Origin of the sequence: Rhizobium acidisoli (genome assembly GCF_002531755.2) — a bacterium.
Taxonomy (GTDB): domain Bacteria; phylum Pseudomonadota; class Alphaproteobacteria; order Rhizobiales; family Rhizobiaceae; genus Rhizobium; species Rhizobium acidisoli.
Genome location: NZ_CP034998.1, coordinates 4,137,580 through 4,153,263, shown reverse-complemented (window position 1 = coordinate 4,153,263; position 15,684 = coordinate 4,137,580). Strand labels below are relative to the sequence as shown.

Annotated in this window: 12 protein-coding genes; 8 read left to right on the top strand and 4 right to left on the bottom strand. The window is 60.2% G+C overall.

The genetic code is table 11. The features are described from left to right. Positions 1-60 precede the first annotated feature (60 nt). The 4 genes from mnmG to CO657_RS20190 are packed head-to-tail and all read left to right on the top strand — an operon-like array spanning position 61 to position 4,301. The gene (gene mnmG, locus CO657_RS20205; protein WP_054185485.1) at positions 61-1,938 is read left to right on the top strand and encodes a tRNA uridine-5-carboxymethylaminomethyl(34) synthesis enzyme MnmG; all 1,878 of its coding nucleotides are present in this window, start codon (positions 61-63) and stop codon (positions 1,936-1,938) included. A 22-nt stretch (positions 1,939-1,960) separates the two neighbouring features. Next, positions 1,961-2,578 (top strand): 16S rRNA (guanine(527)-N(7))-methyltransferase RsmG, encoded by a 618-nt coding sequence (rsmG, locus tag CO657_RS20200; RefSeq protein WP_054185486.1) that lies wholly within the window; start codon positions 1,961-1,963, stop codon positions 2,576-2,578. 19 nt (positions 2,579-2,597) lie between these two features. Then, positions 2,598-3,392 (top strand): ParA family protein, encoded by a 795-nt coding sequence (locus tag CO657_RS20195; protein WP_003589541.1) that lies wholly within the window; start codon positions 2,598-2,600, stop codon positions 3,390-3,392. Positions 3,393-3,419: 27 nt separating this feature from the next. Further along, positions 3,420-4,301, top strand: coding sequence for a ParB/RepB/Spo0J family partition protein (locus CO657_RS20190; protein ID WP_054185487.1), 882 nt, complete (start codon positions 3,420-3,422; stop codon positions 4,299-4,301). 60 nt (positions 4,302-4,361) lie between these two features. Here CO657_RS20190 and holA read toward each other — a convergent pair whose 3' ends face one another. Genes holA through leuS form a run of 3 tightly spaced genes read right to left on the bottom strand, consistent with a single transcriptional unit; the run spans position 4,362 to position 8,554 of the window. After that, a complete protein-coding gene (holA, locus tag CO657_RS20185) occupies positions 4,362-5,402 on the bottom strand; it encodes a DNA polymerase III subunit delta (protein ID WP_054185488.1) in 1,041 nt (346 codons plus the stop codon). 10 nt (positions 5,403-5,412) lie between these two features. After that, entirely contained in the window at positions 5,413-5,934 is a 522-nt protein-coding gene (gene lptE / locus CO657_RS20180) for an LPS assembly lipoprotein LptE (protein WP_054185489.1), read from the bottom strand. Beyond that, positions 5,924-8,554: a leucine--tRNA ligase gene (leuS, locus tag CO657_RS20175; protein WP_054185490.1), complete on the bottom strand. Its 2,631-nt coding sequence runs from the start codon at positions 8,552-8,554 to the stop codon at positions 5,924-5,926. Before leuS ends, lptE begins: the two co-directional genes overlap by 11 nt. Positions 8,555-8,756: 202 nt before the next feature. Here leuS and CO657_RS20170 point away from each other — a divergent pair, with 202 nt between their 5' ends. The 3 genes from CO657_RS20170 to CO657_RS20160 all read left to right on the top strand — a co-directional run bounded on the left by CO657_RS20170 (position 8,757) and on the right by CO657_RS20160 (position 12,601). Continuing rightward, a complete protein-coding gene (locus tag CO657_RS20170) occupies positions 8,757-9,416 on the top strand; it encodes a YggS family pyridoxal phosphate-dependent enzyme (RefSeq protein ID WP_054185491.1) in 660 nt (219 codons plus the stop codon). A gap of 82 nt (positions 9,417-9,498) precedes the next feature. Then, entirely contained in the window at positions 9,499-11,409 is a 1,911-nt protein-coding gene (locus CO657_RS20165; RefSeq protein WP_054185492.1) for a propionyl-CoA synthetase, read from the top strand. Between the two features lie 256 nt (positions 11,410-11,665). Next, a complete protein-coding gene (locus tag CO657_RS20160; RefSeq protein ID WP_054185493.1) occupies positions 11,666-12,601 on the top strand; it encodes a flagellin N-terminal helical domain-containing protein in 936 nt (311 codons plus the stop codon). Between the two features lie 64 nt (positions 12,602-12,665). Here the strand turns inward: CO657_RS20160 and CO657_RS20155 are convergent, their stop codons facing one another. After that, on the bottom strand, positions 12,666-13,373 hold the full coding sequence (locus CO657_RS20155) for a DUF1013 domain-containing protein (RefSeq protein WP_054185494.1): 708 nt from the start codon (positions 13,371-13,373) through the stop codon (positions 12,666-12,668). Positions 13,374-13,602: 229 nt separating this feature from the next. Here CO657_RS20155 and acs point away from each other — a divergent pair, with 229 nt between their 5' ends. After that, entirely contained in the window at positions 13,603-15,558 is a 1,956-nt protein-coding gene (gene acs / locus CO657_RS20150) for an acetate--CoA ligase (RefSeq protein ID WP_003589550.1), read from the top strand. The last annotated feature ends 126 nt before the right edge of the window (positions 15,559-15,684 follow it).

Here is a 15,684-nt window from a genome sequence, read left to right as displayed (position 1 = left end):
TGAAACACCGGGGTTTATGCCTCGGTTTCACCTGAAACGACGGGTGAGTTGGAGTATCGGATGTCCGATAATGTCTATGATGTCATTGTGATCGGTGGCGGCCATGCGGGGTCGGAAGCCGCCAGTGCGGCCGCGCGCCTTGGCGCCAAAACCGCTTTGGTGACACATAGACGCGATACGATCGGGGTGATGTCCTGCAATCCGGCAATCGGCGGGCTCGGCAAGGGCCATTTGGTTCGCGAGATCGACGCGATGGACGGGCTCATGGGGCGCGTCGCCGATGTCGCCGGCATCCAGTTCAGGATGCTGAACAAGAAAAAAGGCGCGGCCGTGCGCGGACCGCGGACCCAGGCCGATCGAAAACTTTATCGTTTGGCGATGTTGGCGGCGATCGAGGCCACTGCCGGTCTGGATATCGTCGAAGGCGACGCCTTTGATGTGAAGGTCGTCGATGGCCGCGTGGCCGGGGTGATCATGCAGGACGGCCGCGTGCTTGGAGCGGCGGCCGTTGTACTGACGACCGGGACCTTTCTTCGCGGCCTCATTCATATCGGTTCAGAGAAGACGCCGGCTGGTCGCGTTGGTGAAGCACCGTCGATTGGGCTGTCGGCCACCCTGGCCAGGCTTGGATTGCGGCTGGGACGGTTGAAGACCGGGACACCGGCGCGGTTGGAGGGAAAGACCATCGACTGGCAGGCCGTTGGCCGACAGGGGCCCGACGAGGAGCTTGTCCCCTTTTCGCTGATGACCGATGCAATTACCACTCCGCAGATCGAATGTGGGGTCACCCGGACGACCGAGGCGACACACCGCATCATCGTCGACAACATCATGCGGTCTGCCATGTATTCCGGCCAGATCGAAGGCGTGGGTCCGCGCTATTGTCCGTCGATCGAAGACAAGCTCGTTAAGTTCGGAGAGCGGGACGGACATCAGGTCTTTCTTGAGCCGGAAGGTCTCGACGATGATACCGTCTATCCAAACGGGATCTCGACATCTCTGCCGGCAGAGGTCCAGGCCGAATTCATCAAGACGATTCCCGGGCTTGAGAGGGCGAGAATCATTCAGCCGGGTTACGCGATCGAATATGATCATGTCGATCCGAGAGAGCTGACACCCTCGCTCGAGGTCAAACGGCTGAGCGGCCTTTTTCTCGCGGGTCAGATCAATGGCACGACCGGTTACGAGGAAGCGGCCGCCCAAGGCTTGGCCGCCGGGTTGAATGCTGCATTGCGAAGCAGCGATTCGGATCCGTTTCATTTCAGCCGTACAAATTCCTATATCGGCGTGATGATTGATGATCTGACATCGCGCGGCGTTACGGAACCGTACCGAATGTTTACATCGCGCGCGGAATATCGGCTGACGCTAAGGGCAGACAATGCCGATATGCGGCTAACGCCGTTGGCGATGCAGCTCGGATGTGTGAGCGGCGAACGAAAACAGCGATTCACACGCTATCAGACAGAAATCGAAGCGGGTCGGATGCTTCTGCAGTCATTGACGTTGACGCCGAACGAGGCGCGGCGCGTCGGTTTGAACATCAATCTCGACGGCCAGCGCCGAACGGCTTATGACCTGCTCTCCTATCCGAACTATGATTTTGATATCCTGCGAAAGGTGTGGCCTGAAGAGCTGGGGGCGATTTCCGGGAAAGTCGCGGAGGCATTGCAAATCGAAGCGGGCTATTCGGTCTACCTCGACCGGCAGGCCGCGGCGATCGCCGATCAGCAGCGCGACGAGGACCGGCATATACCGGCTGATTTCGACTATGCGGCGCTGTCCGGCCTTTCGAACGAGCTTAAGGCCAAGCTCGGCGCTGCTCGCCCTTTCAATATTGCCCAGGCCGCAATCGTTGAAGGGATGACTCCGGCGGCCGTCGCGCTGTTGCTCGTGCATCTGCGTCGGCGCAACACCTCCGAGCGATATAGCGCCTAGATACAAGATATTGAGAGTAAGAATGGAATTAAACGGTTTACGTGTTTCACGTGAAACACAGGAACGGCTTCAACACTTCTCGGCGCTCTTTCAGAAATGGGCAAAAACCATCAACCTGGTGGCGCCGTCGACGCTCGACGATCTCTGGAACCGGCACATCGCCGACAGCAGCCAAGTGTTTCAAATCCATCCCAAGCCGGTGATCTGGGCCGACCTCGGAAGCGGCGGCGGTTTTCCCGGCGTCATCACGGCGATCTTCCTGGCCGAACTGAAGGACGGATGGGTGCATCTGGTCGAGAGCAATCACAAGAAGGCCGCTTTCCTCCGAACAGCGCTGCGGGAAACAAATGCCCGCGGCAGCGTGCACAGCAGCCGGATCGAAGATGCCCATGCGGAGATCGGGGAATGCGGGGCGATTTCGGCCCGGGCGCTCGCCGATCTTGACAGACTCCTCGAATATTCTGCTCCCTGGATGCTGGGCGAAAAAGATTGCCGCGGCTTTTTTCATAAAGGCCGGGATTACCTGAGGGAAATCGACAAAGCACGTGGTCGGTGGGAATTCGATCTGTTAGAACATAGTAGCGCCGTCGAGCAGGAATCTGTCATTCTGGAAATATCGAATCTCCGGCGCTTGGTTTAACAGATCGGATATTGCGGCAATGGCTGGCGAACGACATCGGATTATCACCATCGCAAATCAAAAGGGTGGCGTTGGCAAAACGACCACCGCTATCAACCTGGCAACAGCGCTCGCTGCTATTGGCGAGCGTGTCCTGATCGTCGATCTCGATCCGCAGGGCAATGCCAGCACTGGTCTTGGCATCGACCGTCGGGACCGCAAGCTCTCCTCGTACGACCTGATGATCGGCGAGCGTGGAATAACCGAAGTGACGCTCGAAACCGCCGTGCCCAATCTTTTCATCGTTCCTTCGACGATGGATCTGCTCGGTGTCGAGATGGAGATCTCGCAGCAGAGCGATCGGGTATTCAAATTGCGCAAGGCGCTGTCGTCGCCCGAAGCCATGGCATTTTCGTATATTCTCCTGGATTGCCCGCCCTCGTTCAACCTGCTGACGATGAATGCGATGGCGGCAGCCCATTCGGTGCTGGTGCCGCTGCAGTGCGAATTCTTCGCGCTGGAAGGGTTGAGCCAATTGCTCGAGACCGTCAGCCAGGTTCGCAGGACGGTGAACCCGCGTCTGGATATCCAGGGGATCGTCTTGACGATGTTCGATGCGCGCAACAATCTTGCCCAGCAAGTGGTCAATGATGTGCGCACACATCTCGGTGAAAAGGTTTACCACACGTTAATTCCGCGCAACGTACGGGTCTCCGAGGCGCCCTCCTACGGCAAGCCAGCCATTCTCTATGATCTGAAATGCGCGGGCAGTCAGGCCTATCTGCAGCTGGCCTCGGAGGTCATTCAACGCGAGCGCCAGCGGCTGGCAGCGTAACTATCATTGCAGGGGTGAGTTTGGATCATGAATGACGATGTATCGAAAAGGCGATTGGGCCGTGGCCTTGCGGCGCTGATTGGCGAAATGGATCAGCCTGTCCCGGTGGAAGCCGAGCGGGCGATCAGCGCCGACAGAATGATCCCCATCGAGTTCGTCAGCCGCAATCCGCGCAATCCTCGTCGTTTCTTCGATGACACCGAACTGCACGATCTCGCCAGCTCCATTCGCCAGCACGGTATCGTGCAGCCGATCGTCGTGCGGACAATGGATCGCGATCGATACGAGATCATCGCCGGCGAGCGACGCTGGCGTGCCGCCCAATTGGCTGGGTTGATCGAGATCCCCGTGATTGTCCGGGATGTGGATGACAAGACGGCGCTGGAGATCGCCATTGTCGAAAACGTACAGCGCGCCGATCTCAATCCCCTCGAAGAGGCTCTGGGTTACGAGCAGCTGATTGCCGAATATGGTTATACGCAAAACGACCTCGGCGAAATCATCGGCAAGAGCCGCAGCCACGTTGCAAACTCGTTGCGGCTGCTGAAGCTGCCCGATCCGGTTCGCGATCTGCTGGCCGCCGGCAGCTTGTCGGCCGGGCATGCGCGCGCACTGGTTTCGACGCCGGATCCAGCAGGTCTTGCTCGCACCATCGTTGCCAAAGGCATGTCGGTGCGCGATGCGGAAAAGCTGGCGCAAAACAATATCAAAGCTCAATCCGAGCCGCAGCTGGCCGCCTCGCGGCGAGATCAGAAGGATTCAGACACGCTGGCCCTGGAGCGGACGCTGTCCGATGCACTCGGCCTCGATGTTGCAATCAATCACAAGACGAGCGGCGGCCAGATCAAAATTTCCTACAAGTCGCTGGAGCAGCTCGAGGAAATCTGCCGTCTGCTCGAAAGACGTTAATGCAAGTTGCCGGAGCTGCGCAGCAGTTCCGGGATAACGACATGCATTGATGAAACTCGGTCAGGCGGATTTGCGGCCGGATTGAAGGGTCGTGGACAGAAGTGTTTGCATCGCCACGCTATCCTCCAGCACCTGTCGCCGGCGGCTTTGCAGAATGGCGGCCTGCAGGCGGTTGGATTCACGCGCGATGGCTTCCGCGGTCCATTGGCGCAATGCCTGTTCGATGATCGGCTTGCGGCGGAAATGCAAATGACGGCCCATCGTCTGCATGATCTGAGGCGCCTGCAGGTGCTTCTCTTCCATTTCGGCCCGCATGGTATCGAGAAGCTGGAACTGCTTCAGGCATGCCTGCAACACGAGAAAAATCGCGGTTTTGGAGCTGCTGATCTTCTGCATTGCGTGCAGAAAACCGTTGAGATCGCCGCTCAAAATGGCGTCGACGGCATCGTCAACGGATGTCGCACTGGCGTCGCCGATTATTTCGGTAACGTGATGTTCTTCGACCGTCGGAAAGCCGCGGCAATAGAGCGCAAGCTTGCGCACCTCGTTGCGTGAAGCGATGCGGTCGCCCCCGATCAGGGCGATTAGAGCTTGGCGCGCGGCCGGCGTGATGCCGAGCTTTTCTGCGCTCAATTCGGCATCGATCAGAGTGTTCAGGGCGCGGCTGTCATCGGCATAAGACGGGATCGTCATGATCGATCGCGCTGCCTCGGCGGTCTTGCGTAGCAGCGAACCCTTCTTTAAGTCACCGGCTTCGACGATCAGATGGGCGGCTTCGAGTGGCTTTTCGGCCAGCAGCGCCAAGGGGTCGACAAGATATTTTTCGTTGGCGGCGCCGCGGATCCAGATCAGCTTCTCACCACCGAACAGTCCGATAGATTGGGCCTCGTCGACCAACCGTCCGGGATCCTTCTGCAGGTCGCCGATATCGAGTTTGGTCAGTGAGAAGGGATCATCAAGGGCCACACCGGTCTTAGTGGCCAACTGACCGGCCCGCTCGGACACCAGACCGCGGTCGGGTCCGTAAATGACAAAGATCCGATAGTTCCGCGCCGATTTCTGCAGGAATGTTTCGAATTCGTGGGATTTTATCTCCGCCACATCCCCGCCCTCAGCGGCTGAGCGCAGCGGCGATATCGGCCCCGACGAATTCCGCCACCTGATCGGCCGCGCGGTTCTGGGCATCGCGGATTGCCCGCTGCTTGGCGAACTCCTGGTCGGGGAAATCTACCAGTGCTGTGGTCGAGCGGCTGCCGGCCTTGATGACGTGGTTATCGGTTGCCGCGCGCAGCGTGTAGGTAACGCTGACGGTGACACGACCGGCACGCGACGTATCGGCCGAATCCGTCAGCAGCGTATCGGCCACGGATGAAGTGACGTGCAGATCGACCTGATAGTCCGGTTTTTCAGGTTCGCCGGCACCACGCGACGCCATGAAGATCAAATGATTACGGACCTGCTGCTCGATCCGGCTGCCCGCCGGGGAAAAGCCGACCGCGGCCAGCTTTTCGGTGAGACCGGAACTTTCCGAATAAAGCGGCCGGACCTGGCAGGCAGAGAGAAAAGCCGCCGAGGCAAGGATCATGGCGATGCCGGCGTTGCGAGCCAGCTTGCAAGCGATATCAGACGACAATGTTCACAATCCTTTGGGGAACCACGATGATCTTTTTCGGTGCCTGTCCGTTCAGCGCGTTCTTCACCGCATCCAGATCCAGCACGGCGTTGGTGACGGCATTCTGATCTGCGTCGCGAGAAATTGTCAATTCAGCGCGTTTCTTGCCGTTGATCTGGACCGGCAGGACGACATCATTTTCGATAACCAGCGTTTCGTCGTATTGCGGCCAGCCGGTCCGGGCAAGCAGCCCTTCATTGCCGAGAGCGGTCCAGCATTCCTCAGCCAGATGCGGCGTCATCGGCGCGACAAGCTGGATCAGGATCTCGGCGGCATTGCGCACTGCCGCGCGATAGGTGGCATCACCCTCGCCCGCCGCAACTCTCGTCATCGGCGCGGCCAGCGCATTCACCAGCTCATAGATCCTGGCAACGGCCTTGTTGAACCAGAGCTTGTCGTAATCGTTCTCGACAGCCTTCAGGGTCCTGTGGGCGGCCTGGGAGATCGACAGTGCTTCCCCCTCGGTTGCCGGCGCAGGCGCGACGGCGGACAGTGCGTCCGCGGCTTCGGCAATCAGCCGCCACAGACGCTGGGTGAAACGATGGGCGCCTTCGACGCCGGCTTCGGACCAGATGACATCGCGCTCCGGCGGAGAGTCGGACAGAACGAAGAAACGGGCGGTATCGGCGCCATAGGAAGCGATGATGTCGTCGGGATCGACAACGTTCTTCTTCGATTTCGACATCTTCTCGATCGAGCCGATGGCAATTTCCTCACCCGTTGTCAGTAGAAGGGCGCGGCGTTTGCCGTCGATCTCCTCGATGCGGATGTCGGCCGGCGCCACCCACTCACGGCTGCCCCCGGCACCGCGGCTGTAGGTTTCATGCACCACCATGCCCTGGGTGAAGAGACCCTTGAAGGGCTCCGTGGCGGCGACATGGCCGGTCTCGCGCATGGCGCGAGTGAAGAAGCGGGAATAGAGCAGGTGCAGGATCGCATGCTCGATGCCGCCGATATACTGGTCGACCGGCAGCCAACGGTTAGCCGCCTCAGGATCGGTTGGCTTTGCCTCCCAAGGGGCGGTGAAGCGAGTGAAGTACCAGCTCGAATCGACGAAGGTATCCATCGTATCCGTCTCGCGGCGGGCGTCCTTGCCGCAGGTTGGGCAGGAGACATGCCGCCAGGTCGGATGACGGTCGAGCGGATTGCCCGGCTGGTCGAAGGTGACGTCGTCGGGCAGCTTGACCGGGAGGTCCTTCTTCGGCACCGGCACGACGCCGCAATCATCGCAATGGATGACCGGGATCGGGCAGCCCCAATAACGCTGCCGGGAAATGCCCCAGTCGCGCAGACGGAAATTGACCTTGCGCTCACCCTGCGGCGTATTGCCGAGCGAAGCGGCCGACAGCCGGTCGGCAACGATATTGAAGGCTTCCTCAGTCGTCTTGCCGTCGAGGAAGCGCGAATTGATCATGACGCCATCGCCGTCATAGGCGGTATCGCCGACCGAGAAGCTCGCCGCGTCGCCATCTTGGGGCATAACGACGGCCACGACCGGAAGGCCATATTTCCGGGCAAAATCGAGGTCGCGCTGGTCGCCCGAGGGGCAGCCGAAGATCGCGCCGGTGCCGTAATCCATCAGCACGAAATTGGCGACATAGACGGGCAGCTCCCAGGAGGGATCAAGCGGATGGCGGACGCGGATGCCGGTATCCATGCCCTTCTTCTCGGCGGTCTCGAGAGCGGCGAGCGAGGTACCGGCGCGGCGGCACTCCTCGCAGAAAGCCTCGATATCGGCATTCTTTGCGGCGGCATCCTTTGCCAGCGGATGATCGGCGGCAATCGCCAGGAAGGAGGCGCCGAACAGCGTGTCCGGCCGGGTCGTATAGACGGTGATCTCGGTTTCACCGGCCGGTGCCGTTTCCGCTACGATCTCCCAGCGGATCGTCAGGCCTTCCGAGCGGCCGATCCAGTTCTTCTGCATCAGGCGCACTTTTTCCGGCCACTGGTCGAGCGTATCCAGTGCGTCGAGCAGATCCTGGCTGAAATCGGTGATCTTGAAGAACCATTGCGTCAGTTCGCGCTGTTCGACCAGTGCGCCGGAGCGCCAGCCGCGGCCATCGATCACCTGCTCGTTGGCGAGCACGGTATTGTCGACCGGATCCCAGTTGACCTTCGACTGCTTGCGGTAGACCAGGCCCTTTTCCAGGAAATCCAGGAAGAGATGCTGCTGGTGCTGGTAATATTCGACGTCGCAGGTGGCGAATTCGCGGCTCCAGTCCAGCGAAAGCCCCATGGCCTTCAGCTGCGCCTTCATCGAGCCGATATTCTGGTGGGTCCAGGAGGCCGGGTGCACGCCGCGCTCCATGGCGGCGTTCTCCGCCGGCATGCCGAAGGCGTCCCAACCCATCGGATGCAGAACGTTGTAACCGCGGGCGCGCTTGTAGCGGGCGACGACATCGCCCATGGCGTAGTTGCGGACGTGGCCCATATGGATGCGCCCCGACGGATAGGGGAACATTTCGAGGACGTAATATTTTTCGCGCGGATCTGAATTGTCGGTCTCGAAGACCTTGTCTTCGTTCCATTTCTGCTGCCAGCGGGGCTCGGCATCGCGCGGATTATAACGTTCGGTGGCCATGGTATTCGAAATTCCGGAAAATCAGGGGAGGTTGGTCGAGACCTTCACCATGAAACCACGGTAGCGTCAAGTTTTGCAGGCGCTGCAAGCGTCCGATCTTCATCCTGGCTCGAGCGATTTCGCGAGAGCGGGTCTTGGCAAGCACAGATTGGCTGGTTAGTTCATTGCCAATCCTTTCATGCTGGTATGTCGAGGCAGAACGATGGAACTTCAAGAGCGCTTGAACGACGTGCGGTCGCGGATTGCGGCTGGTGAACGCCAGGCAGCCCGCCCTGCGGGTTCCGTTGAGCTCGTCGCGGTGTCGAAGACCTTCGAAGCGGAGGCGATCCGCCCGGCCATCGACGCTGGGCAGCGCGTCTTCGGCGAGAACCGGGTGCAGGAGAGCCAGGGTAAGTGGCCGGCGCTGAAGACCGAGCGGCCGGAAATCGTGCTGCACCTGATCGGACCGCTGCAATCGAACAAGGCGGCCGACGCGGTGGCGCTTTTTGACGTCATCGAGACGGTGGATCGGGAAAAGATCGCCCGCGCGCTTGCCGAGGAGATGAAGCGGCAAGACAAGAGGCCGCGGCTCTACGTCCAGGTCAATACCGGGCTCGAGCCGCAGAAGGCCGGCATCGCGCCTGACGATACGCCTGCCTTCGTCAGCCTTTGCCGCGACGAGCTCGGTCTTTCCATCGAAGGTCTGATGTGTATTCCCCCGGCCGAGGAAAATCCCGGGCCGCATTTCGCCCTGCTGGCGAAGCTCGCGCTCAAATGCGGCGTTGAAAAACTGTCCATGGGCATGTCGGGGGACTACGAGACGGCGATCGCCTTCGGCGCCACCAGCGTGCGCGTGGGATCGGCGATTTTCGGCGCCCGCTGATACTCTGCTTTGGTCGGGCTTCCCGTTCCCGTCACTGCTGCCTAGATTGATATCGAGGTTTGCATATCCTGGGGAGGAGCAGATGCAGAACGGCTATCATCAGGCTTATGCTGCCTGGAAACGGGATCCCGAAGCCTTCTGGCGCGAAGCCGCTGCCGAGATCGACTGGTTCAAACCGCCCGAGCGGGTATTTTCGCCCGAGGAAGGCGTCTATGGCCGCTGGTTCTCAGGGGCTGAAACCAATACCTGCCACAATTGCCTCGATCGGCATGTGACTGCCGGGCGCGGTGGTGAGACGGCTGTTATCTTCGACAGTGCGATGACCGGCGAGAAGCGCCGTTTCACCTACGACGAAGTGCTTCACGAAGTGAAGGCCATCGCCGCGACGCTTGTTGATCTCGGGATCGGTCGGGGCGATCGCGTGATCCTCTATATGCCGATGGTGCCGCAGGCGGTGTTTTCGATGCTCGCCTGCGCCCGCATCGGTGCGGTTCACTCCGTCGTCTTCGGTGGTTTTGCCGCCAGCGAGCTTGCTGCCCGCATCGATGATTGCGGTGCCAAGCTGGTGATCACCGCGAGCTGCGGGCTCGAGCCCGGCCGCATCGTCGCCTATAAGCCCCTGGTCGACCAGGCGCTCACGTTGGCGCGTTCGAAGCCGGAGCGCTGTCTGGTGCTGCAGCGGCCGGAGCTTCGGGCGGATCTCGTCAGCGGCCGCGATCAGGATTTCGAGGCGGCGGTGGCGCAGCATCGCGGCGCCGAGATCGCCTGTGTTCCCGTCAAGGCGACCGATCCGCTCTATATCCTTTATACCTCCGGCACCACCGGCCAGCCGAAGGGCGTCGTGCGCGACAATGGCGGCCATATGGTCGCGCTCAACTGGTCGATGCGGAATATCTACGGCTTGAAGCCGGGTGAGGTCTTTTGGACGGCTTCGGATATCGGCTGGGTCGTCGGGCACTCCTATATTGTCTATGCCCCGCTGATTTCGGGCGTCACCACCCTGATCTTCGAGGGAAAACCGGTCGGGACGCCGGATGCCGGCGCGTTCTGGCGTGTTGTTTCGGAATATCATGTGCGGGTGCTCTTCACCGCGCCGACGGCGTTCCGCGCTATTCGGCGGGAGGACGGCGACGGCGAGCTGCTGCGGCAGTATCCGATGCCGGATCTGCGGGCGCTGTTTCTTGCCGGCGAGAGGGCGGACCCGGAGACGCTGAAATGGGCGGAGCGCATGCTCGCCATACCCGTCATCGATCACTGGTGGCAGACGGAGACCGGCTGGCCGATCGCCGCCAATCCGCTCGGCCTCGGCGCCCTTCCCGTCAAGCACGGTTCGCCGGCGCTGCCGATGCCCGGCTATGACATCGCCGTGCTCGATGATGCCGGCCATCCGATCGAGGCGGGAACGCTCGGCAATATCGTCATAAACCTTCCCTTGCCGCCGGGCTGTCTGCCGACCCTCTGGAATGCGGACGGCCGTTTCCGGTCGGTCTATCTCGACGAGTTTCCCGGCACTTACAAGACCGCCGATGCCGGCTATATCGACGAGGACGGCTATCTCTTCATCATGTCGCGCACCGACGACATCATCAATTGCGCCGGTCACCGGCTCTCCACCGGGGCGATGGAGGAGGTCTGCGCGCGTCATCCCGATGTCGCCGAATGCGCGGTCATCGGCGTGATCGACAGGTTGAAGGGTCAGGTGCCATGTGGATTCCTGGTGCTGAAACGGAATGTTTCGCGCGAGGTGACGGCGATCGAATCAGAGGTGGTGGCGATGATTCGCGATCAGATCGGGCCTGTTGCCGCCTTCAAGATGGCCATCACTGTTAACCGGTTGCCGAAGACACGCTCGGGCAAGATCCTGCGCGGCACGATGCAGAAAATCGCCGACGGTATACCCTGGAAAATGCCCGCAACCATTGATGATCCAACGATTTTGGAGGAAATCGCCGAGGCGCTGCGCCGGCGTGGTTTGGGCTCTCTGCCGATGTGAAATTAAACATTCCGTAAGCCCAATTGAGGAATTGTTAACCATGTGATGCAAGGGTTTGTTAACGGCAATAGCTTGCATAGCAGGCTTTGCATGACGCGATCGCCGTTACCGGCCTGCTGCATAACTCCTCAAATCGGCATCGATTTAAGGGCAAAATTATGCGGCAGTTGAAGTGCTACAGTGTCCTTTGCGCGTCTGAAAGATGCGCGGCGCTGTAGTCCGGAATGCCCTTTCTCCAAAGATTGTGGAACGGATCATGACAAGCATCCTTACCAACAACGCTGCCATGGCAGCGCTGCAGACTTTGCGCGGCGTAAACGACAGCCTCAAAGACACCCAGGGTCGCGTATCCTCGGGTTATCGTGTCGAAAAGGCATCCGACAATGCTGCCTACTGGTCGATTGCTACGACCATGCGCTCGGACAACAAGGCGCTTTCGGCCGTCTCCGATGCGCTCGGGCTTGGCGCGGCCAAGGTCGACACCGCCTATTCGGCCATGGACAGCGCGCTCGACATCGTCAGTGAAATCAAGGCGAAGATCGTTGCCGCCACGGAAAAGGGCGTCGACAAGACGAAGATCCAGCAGGAGCTCGACCAGCTGCAGGAACAGCTGCTCAGCATCGCCCAATCGGCGTCTTTCTCCGGCGAAAACTGGGTCGCCGGCGCCGACGGCACGAAGAGCGTGGTTTCCTCCTTCGTGCGTGATGGCAGCAATGCCGTTTCGGTCAAGACGACGGACTATGTGCTCGATTCGGGCTCGCTTGGAAATGTGCTCTTCGGTATGACGAGCACCGGTGCGATCGAGACGAGCAGCGGGATCATCGGCACGGCCTTCAACGGAACCTATGGCGGTACCTTCATCGTTATGGCGTCGATCTATGATCTCGACATTACCGGTTTCACCCAGGGCCAGCTCGATTCAGCCCTGACCGGCGTCGAACTGGTTTTGGGTGCCATGACGGCCGCCGGTTCGGCGCTCGGCTCGATCTCGACCCGGATCCAGCTGCAGGAAAATTTCGTCAGCGGTCTTCACGATTCGATCGACTCCGGCATCGGCCGCCTGGTCGATGCCGATATGGAAGAGGAATCGAGCAAGCTGTCGGCACTGCAGACGCAGCAGCAGCTCGCCGTCCAGTCGCTGTCGATCGCCAACAGCTCGGCGCAGAACATCCTCACCCTGTTCCGCAGCTAATCCGCAACAAAAACCCCGCCGGTCAGCTCATACCGGCGGGGTTTTTTATGAGATCGTCGATCTCTCAGTACTGATCGTCGTCGTCCTCGTTCTTCGGCGCCGAGCGCAACGAGCTCAGCTTGCGGAAGACGGCGTCGGCGTCGATTTCCTTTTCCTTTTCCTCCTCGCGCTCGTAGCTCGGGGTCAGGCGCTCGGTTTCCTGGGCCGATTGCAGTGTCGCGCCAAGCTCGGCGGCGGTTGGCAGCGGACGGCCCTTGGAGGCCTTTTCCACTTCCATGTCGAGATCGATCTGGCTGCAGAGGCCGAGCGTGACCGGATCCATCGGCGCCAGGTTGGCGGAGTTCCAGTGGGTGCGCTCGCGGATCTGCTCTATGGTGGATTTCGTGGTGCCGACGAGGCGGGAAATCTGCGCGTCCTTCAGCTCCGGATGGTTGCGAACGAGCCAGAGAATGGCGTTCGGACGGTCCTGACGCTTGGAAACTGGGGTATAACGCGGGCCGCGGCGCTTGGATTCCGGCACCCGCACCTTCGGTTCGGAAAGCTTCAGCTTGTGGTTCGGATTGGCTTCGGCGCGGGCGATCTCGTCGCGGGACAGCTGTCCGGTCGAGATCGGGTCGAGGCCCTTGATGCCCTGCGCGGCTTCGCCATCGGCGATCGCCTTGACTTCGAGCGGATGCAGTTTGCAGAACTGCGCGATCTGATCGAAAGACAGTGCCGTGTTGTCGACAAGCCAGATGGCAGTCGCCTTCGGCATGAGCAGTGTTTGAGCCATGGATATAGTCCTTCTATCGTCCGCGCCGGTCGCGGTCCGTGGATTGTCACCACAATGTCCGGGAAATATGGCGCTATATAACCGCACTGTCGCAGAATTGCAATTCTTCCGAAATGAAATGACCTTTGTCTAATTGCCGCCACGATGCGAGCTGCTATGAATTGCCGTGTTTTGAAATCCGGGCCCTAAACTCAGGCGGCCCGTCGCATGTCCCATGAGGAGGAGTTGCATGTCGGAGAAGATCTATCCGGTCACGAAGCCGGTGAAGGCGCGCGCCCTGATCGATAAGGAAAAGTACCTGAAATGGTACGAGGAAAGCGTCGAGAACCCGGACAAATTCTGGGGCAAACACGGCAAGCGGATCGACTGGTTCAAGCCCTATACCAAGGTCAAGAACACGTCCTTTACCGGTAAGGTTTCGATCAAGTGGTTCGAAGACGGTCAGACCAACGTCTCCTATAATTGCATCGATCGCCATTTGAAGACCAACGGCGACCAGGTGGCGATCATCTGGGAGGGCGACAATCCCTATATCGACAAGAAGGTCACCTATAACGAGCTGTACGAACATGTCTGCCGGATGGCGAACGTGTTGAAGAAGCATGGCGTCAAGAAGGGTGATCGCGTTACCATCTATATGCCGATGATCCCGGAAGCGGCTTACGCGATGCTCGCTTGCGCCCGCATCGGCGCGGTGCATTCGGTGGTCTTCGGCGGCTTCTCGCCCGAGGCGCTGGCCGGGCGTATCGTCGACTGTGAATCAACCTTCGTGATCACCTGCGACGAAGGTTTGCGCGGCGGCAAGCCGGTGCCGCTGAAGGACAATACCGATACGGCGATCCATATCGCCGCTCGCCAGCATGTGCATGTCAGCAAGGTGCTGGTGGTGCGCCGCACCGGCGGCAAGACCGGCTGGGCGCCAGGCCGCGATCTCTGGCATCACCAGGAAATCGCCACGGTGAAGCCGGAATGCCCGCCGGTGAAGATGAAGGCGGAAGATCCACTCTTCATTCTTTATACCTCAGGCTCCACAGGCAAGCCGAAGGGTGTGCTGCACACGACCGGCGGTTATCTCGTCTATGCGGCGATGACGCATGAATATGTCTTCGACTACCATGACGGCGACGTCTATTGGTGCACTGCCGATGTCGGCTGGGTCACCGGTCACTCCTATATCGTCTACGGGCCGCTCGCCAATTGCGCGACGACGCTGATGTTCGAGGGCGTGCCGAATTTCCCCGATCAGGGCCGCTTCTGGGAAGTCATCGACAAACACAAGGTCAATATCTTCTATACCGCGCCGACGGCGATCCGCTCGCTGATGGGGGCCGGCGACGATTTCGTCACCCGCTCCTCGCGCTCGTCGCTGCGGCTGCTCGGCACTGTGGGCGAACCGATCAATCCGGAAGCCTGGGAATGGTATTACAATGTGGTTGGCGACAAGCGCTGCCCGGTCATCGATACCTGGTGGCAGACTGAAACCGGCGGCCACATGATCACGCCGCTGCCCGGCGCCATCGATCTGAAACCTGGTTCTGCGACAGTGCCGTTCTTCGGCATCAAGCCTGAACTGGTCGACAATGAAGGCAAGGTGCTGGAAGGGGCCGCCGACGGCAATCTCTGCATTACCGACAGCTGGCCGGGCCAGATGCGCACGGTCTATGGCGATCACGACCGCTTCATCCAGACCTATTTCTCCACCTACAAGGGGAAATATTTCACCGGCGACGGCTGCCGGCGCGATGCGGACGGCTATTACTGGATCACTGGCCGCGTCGACGACGTGCTTAACGTCTCTGGCCACCGGCTCGGCACCGCGGAGGTGGAATCCGCGCTTGTCTCGCACAATCTGGTTTCGGAAGCCGCGGTCGTCGGTTACCCCCACCCGATCAAGGGCCAGGGCATCTATTGCTATGTGACGCTGATGGCCGGACACGAAGGAACGGACACGCTTCGCCAGGACCTGGTGAAACATGTGCGTGCCGAAATCGGCCCGATCGCCGCACCCGACAAGATCCAGTTTGCGCCCGGCCTGCCGAAGACCCGTTCCGGCAAGATCATGCGCCGGATCCTGCGCAAGATCGCCGAGGACGATTTCGGCGCTCTCGGCGATACATCGACGCTCGCCGATCCTGCCGTTGTCGACGATCTGATCGCCAACCGGCAAAACAAGGCGACGGCCTGATATAGAGAGCCGCTCCGGCCCTACCGGGTTCTGGGGCGGCTCAATTTGCTTCCACATTTTGACGCGTGGGAGTGGCCGGCGGTTCCCTCATCTTCCTGTAAGAGAAGACTGCCCGCGCGGTGACAT

Bases quoted from the DNA above. Each gene is read 5' to 3' on its own strand.
- CO657_RS20195 (WP_003589541.1), top strand. From the start codon at position 2,598: ATGGCTGGCGAACGACATCGGATTATCACCATCGCAAATCAAAAGGGT.
- CO657_RS20160 (WP_054185493.1), top strand. From the start codon at position 11,666: ATGACAAGCATCCTTACCAACAACGCTGCCATGGCAGCGCTGCAGACT.
- CO657_RS20190 (WP_054185487.1), top strand. From the start codon at position 3,420: ATGAATGACGATGTATCGAAAAGGCGATTGGGCCGTGGCCTTGCGGCG.
- CO657_RS20170 (WP_054185491.1), top strand. From the start codon at position 8,757: ATGGAACTTCAAGAGCGCTTGAACGACGTGCGGTCGCGGATTGCGGCT.
- rsmG (WP_054185486.1), top strand. From the start codon at position 1,961: ATGGAATTAAACGGTTTACGTGTTTCACGTGAAACACAGGAACGGCTT.
- mnmG (WP_054185485.1), top strand. From the start codon at position 61: ATGTCCGATAATGTCTATGATGTCATTGTGATCGGTGGCGGCCATGCG.
- acs (WP_003589550.1), top strand. From the start codon at position 13,603: ATGTCGGAGAAGATCTATCCGGTCACGAAGCCGGTGAAGGCGCGCGCC.
- leuS (WP_054185490.1), bottom strand. From the start codon at position 8,554: ATGGCCACCGAACGTTATAATCCGCGCGATGCCGAGCCCCGCTGGCAG.
- CO657_RS20155 (WP_054185494.1), bottom strand. From the start codon at position 13,373: ATGGCTCAAACACTGCTCATGCCGAAGGCGACTGCCATCTGGCTTGTC.
- CO657_RS20165 (WP_054185492.1), top strand. From the start codon at position 9,499: ATGCAGAACGGCTATCATCAGGCTTATGCTGCCTGGAAACGGGATCCC.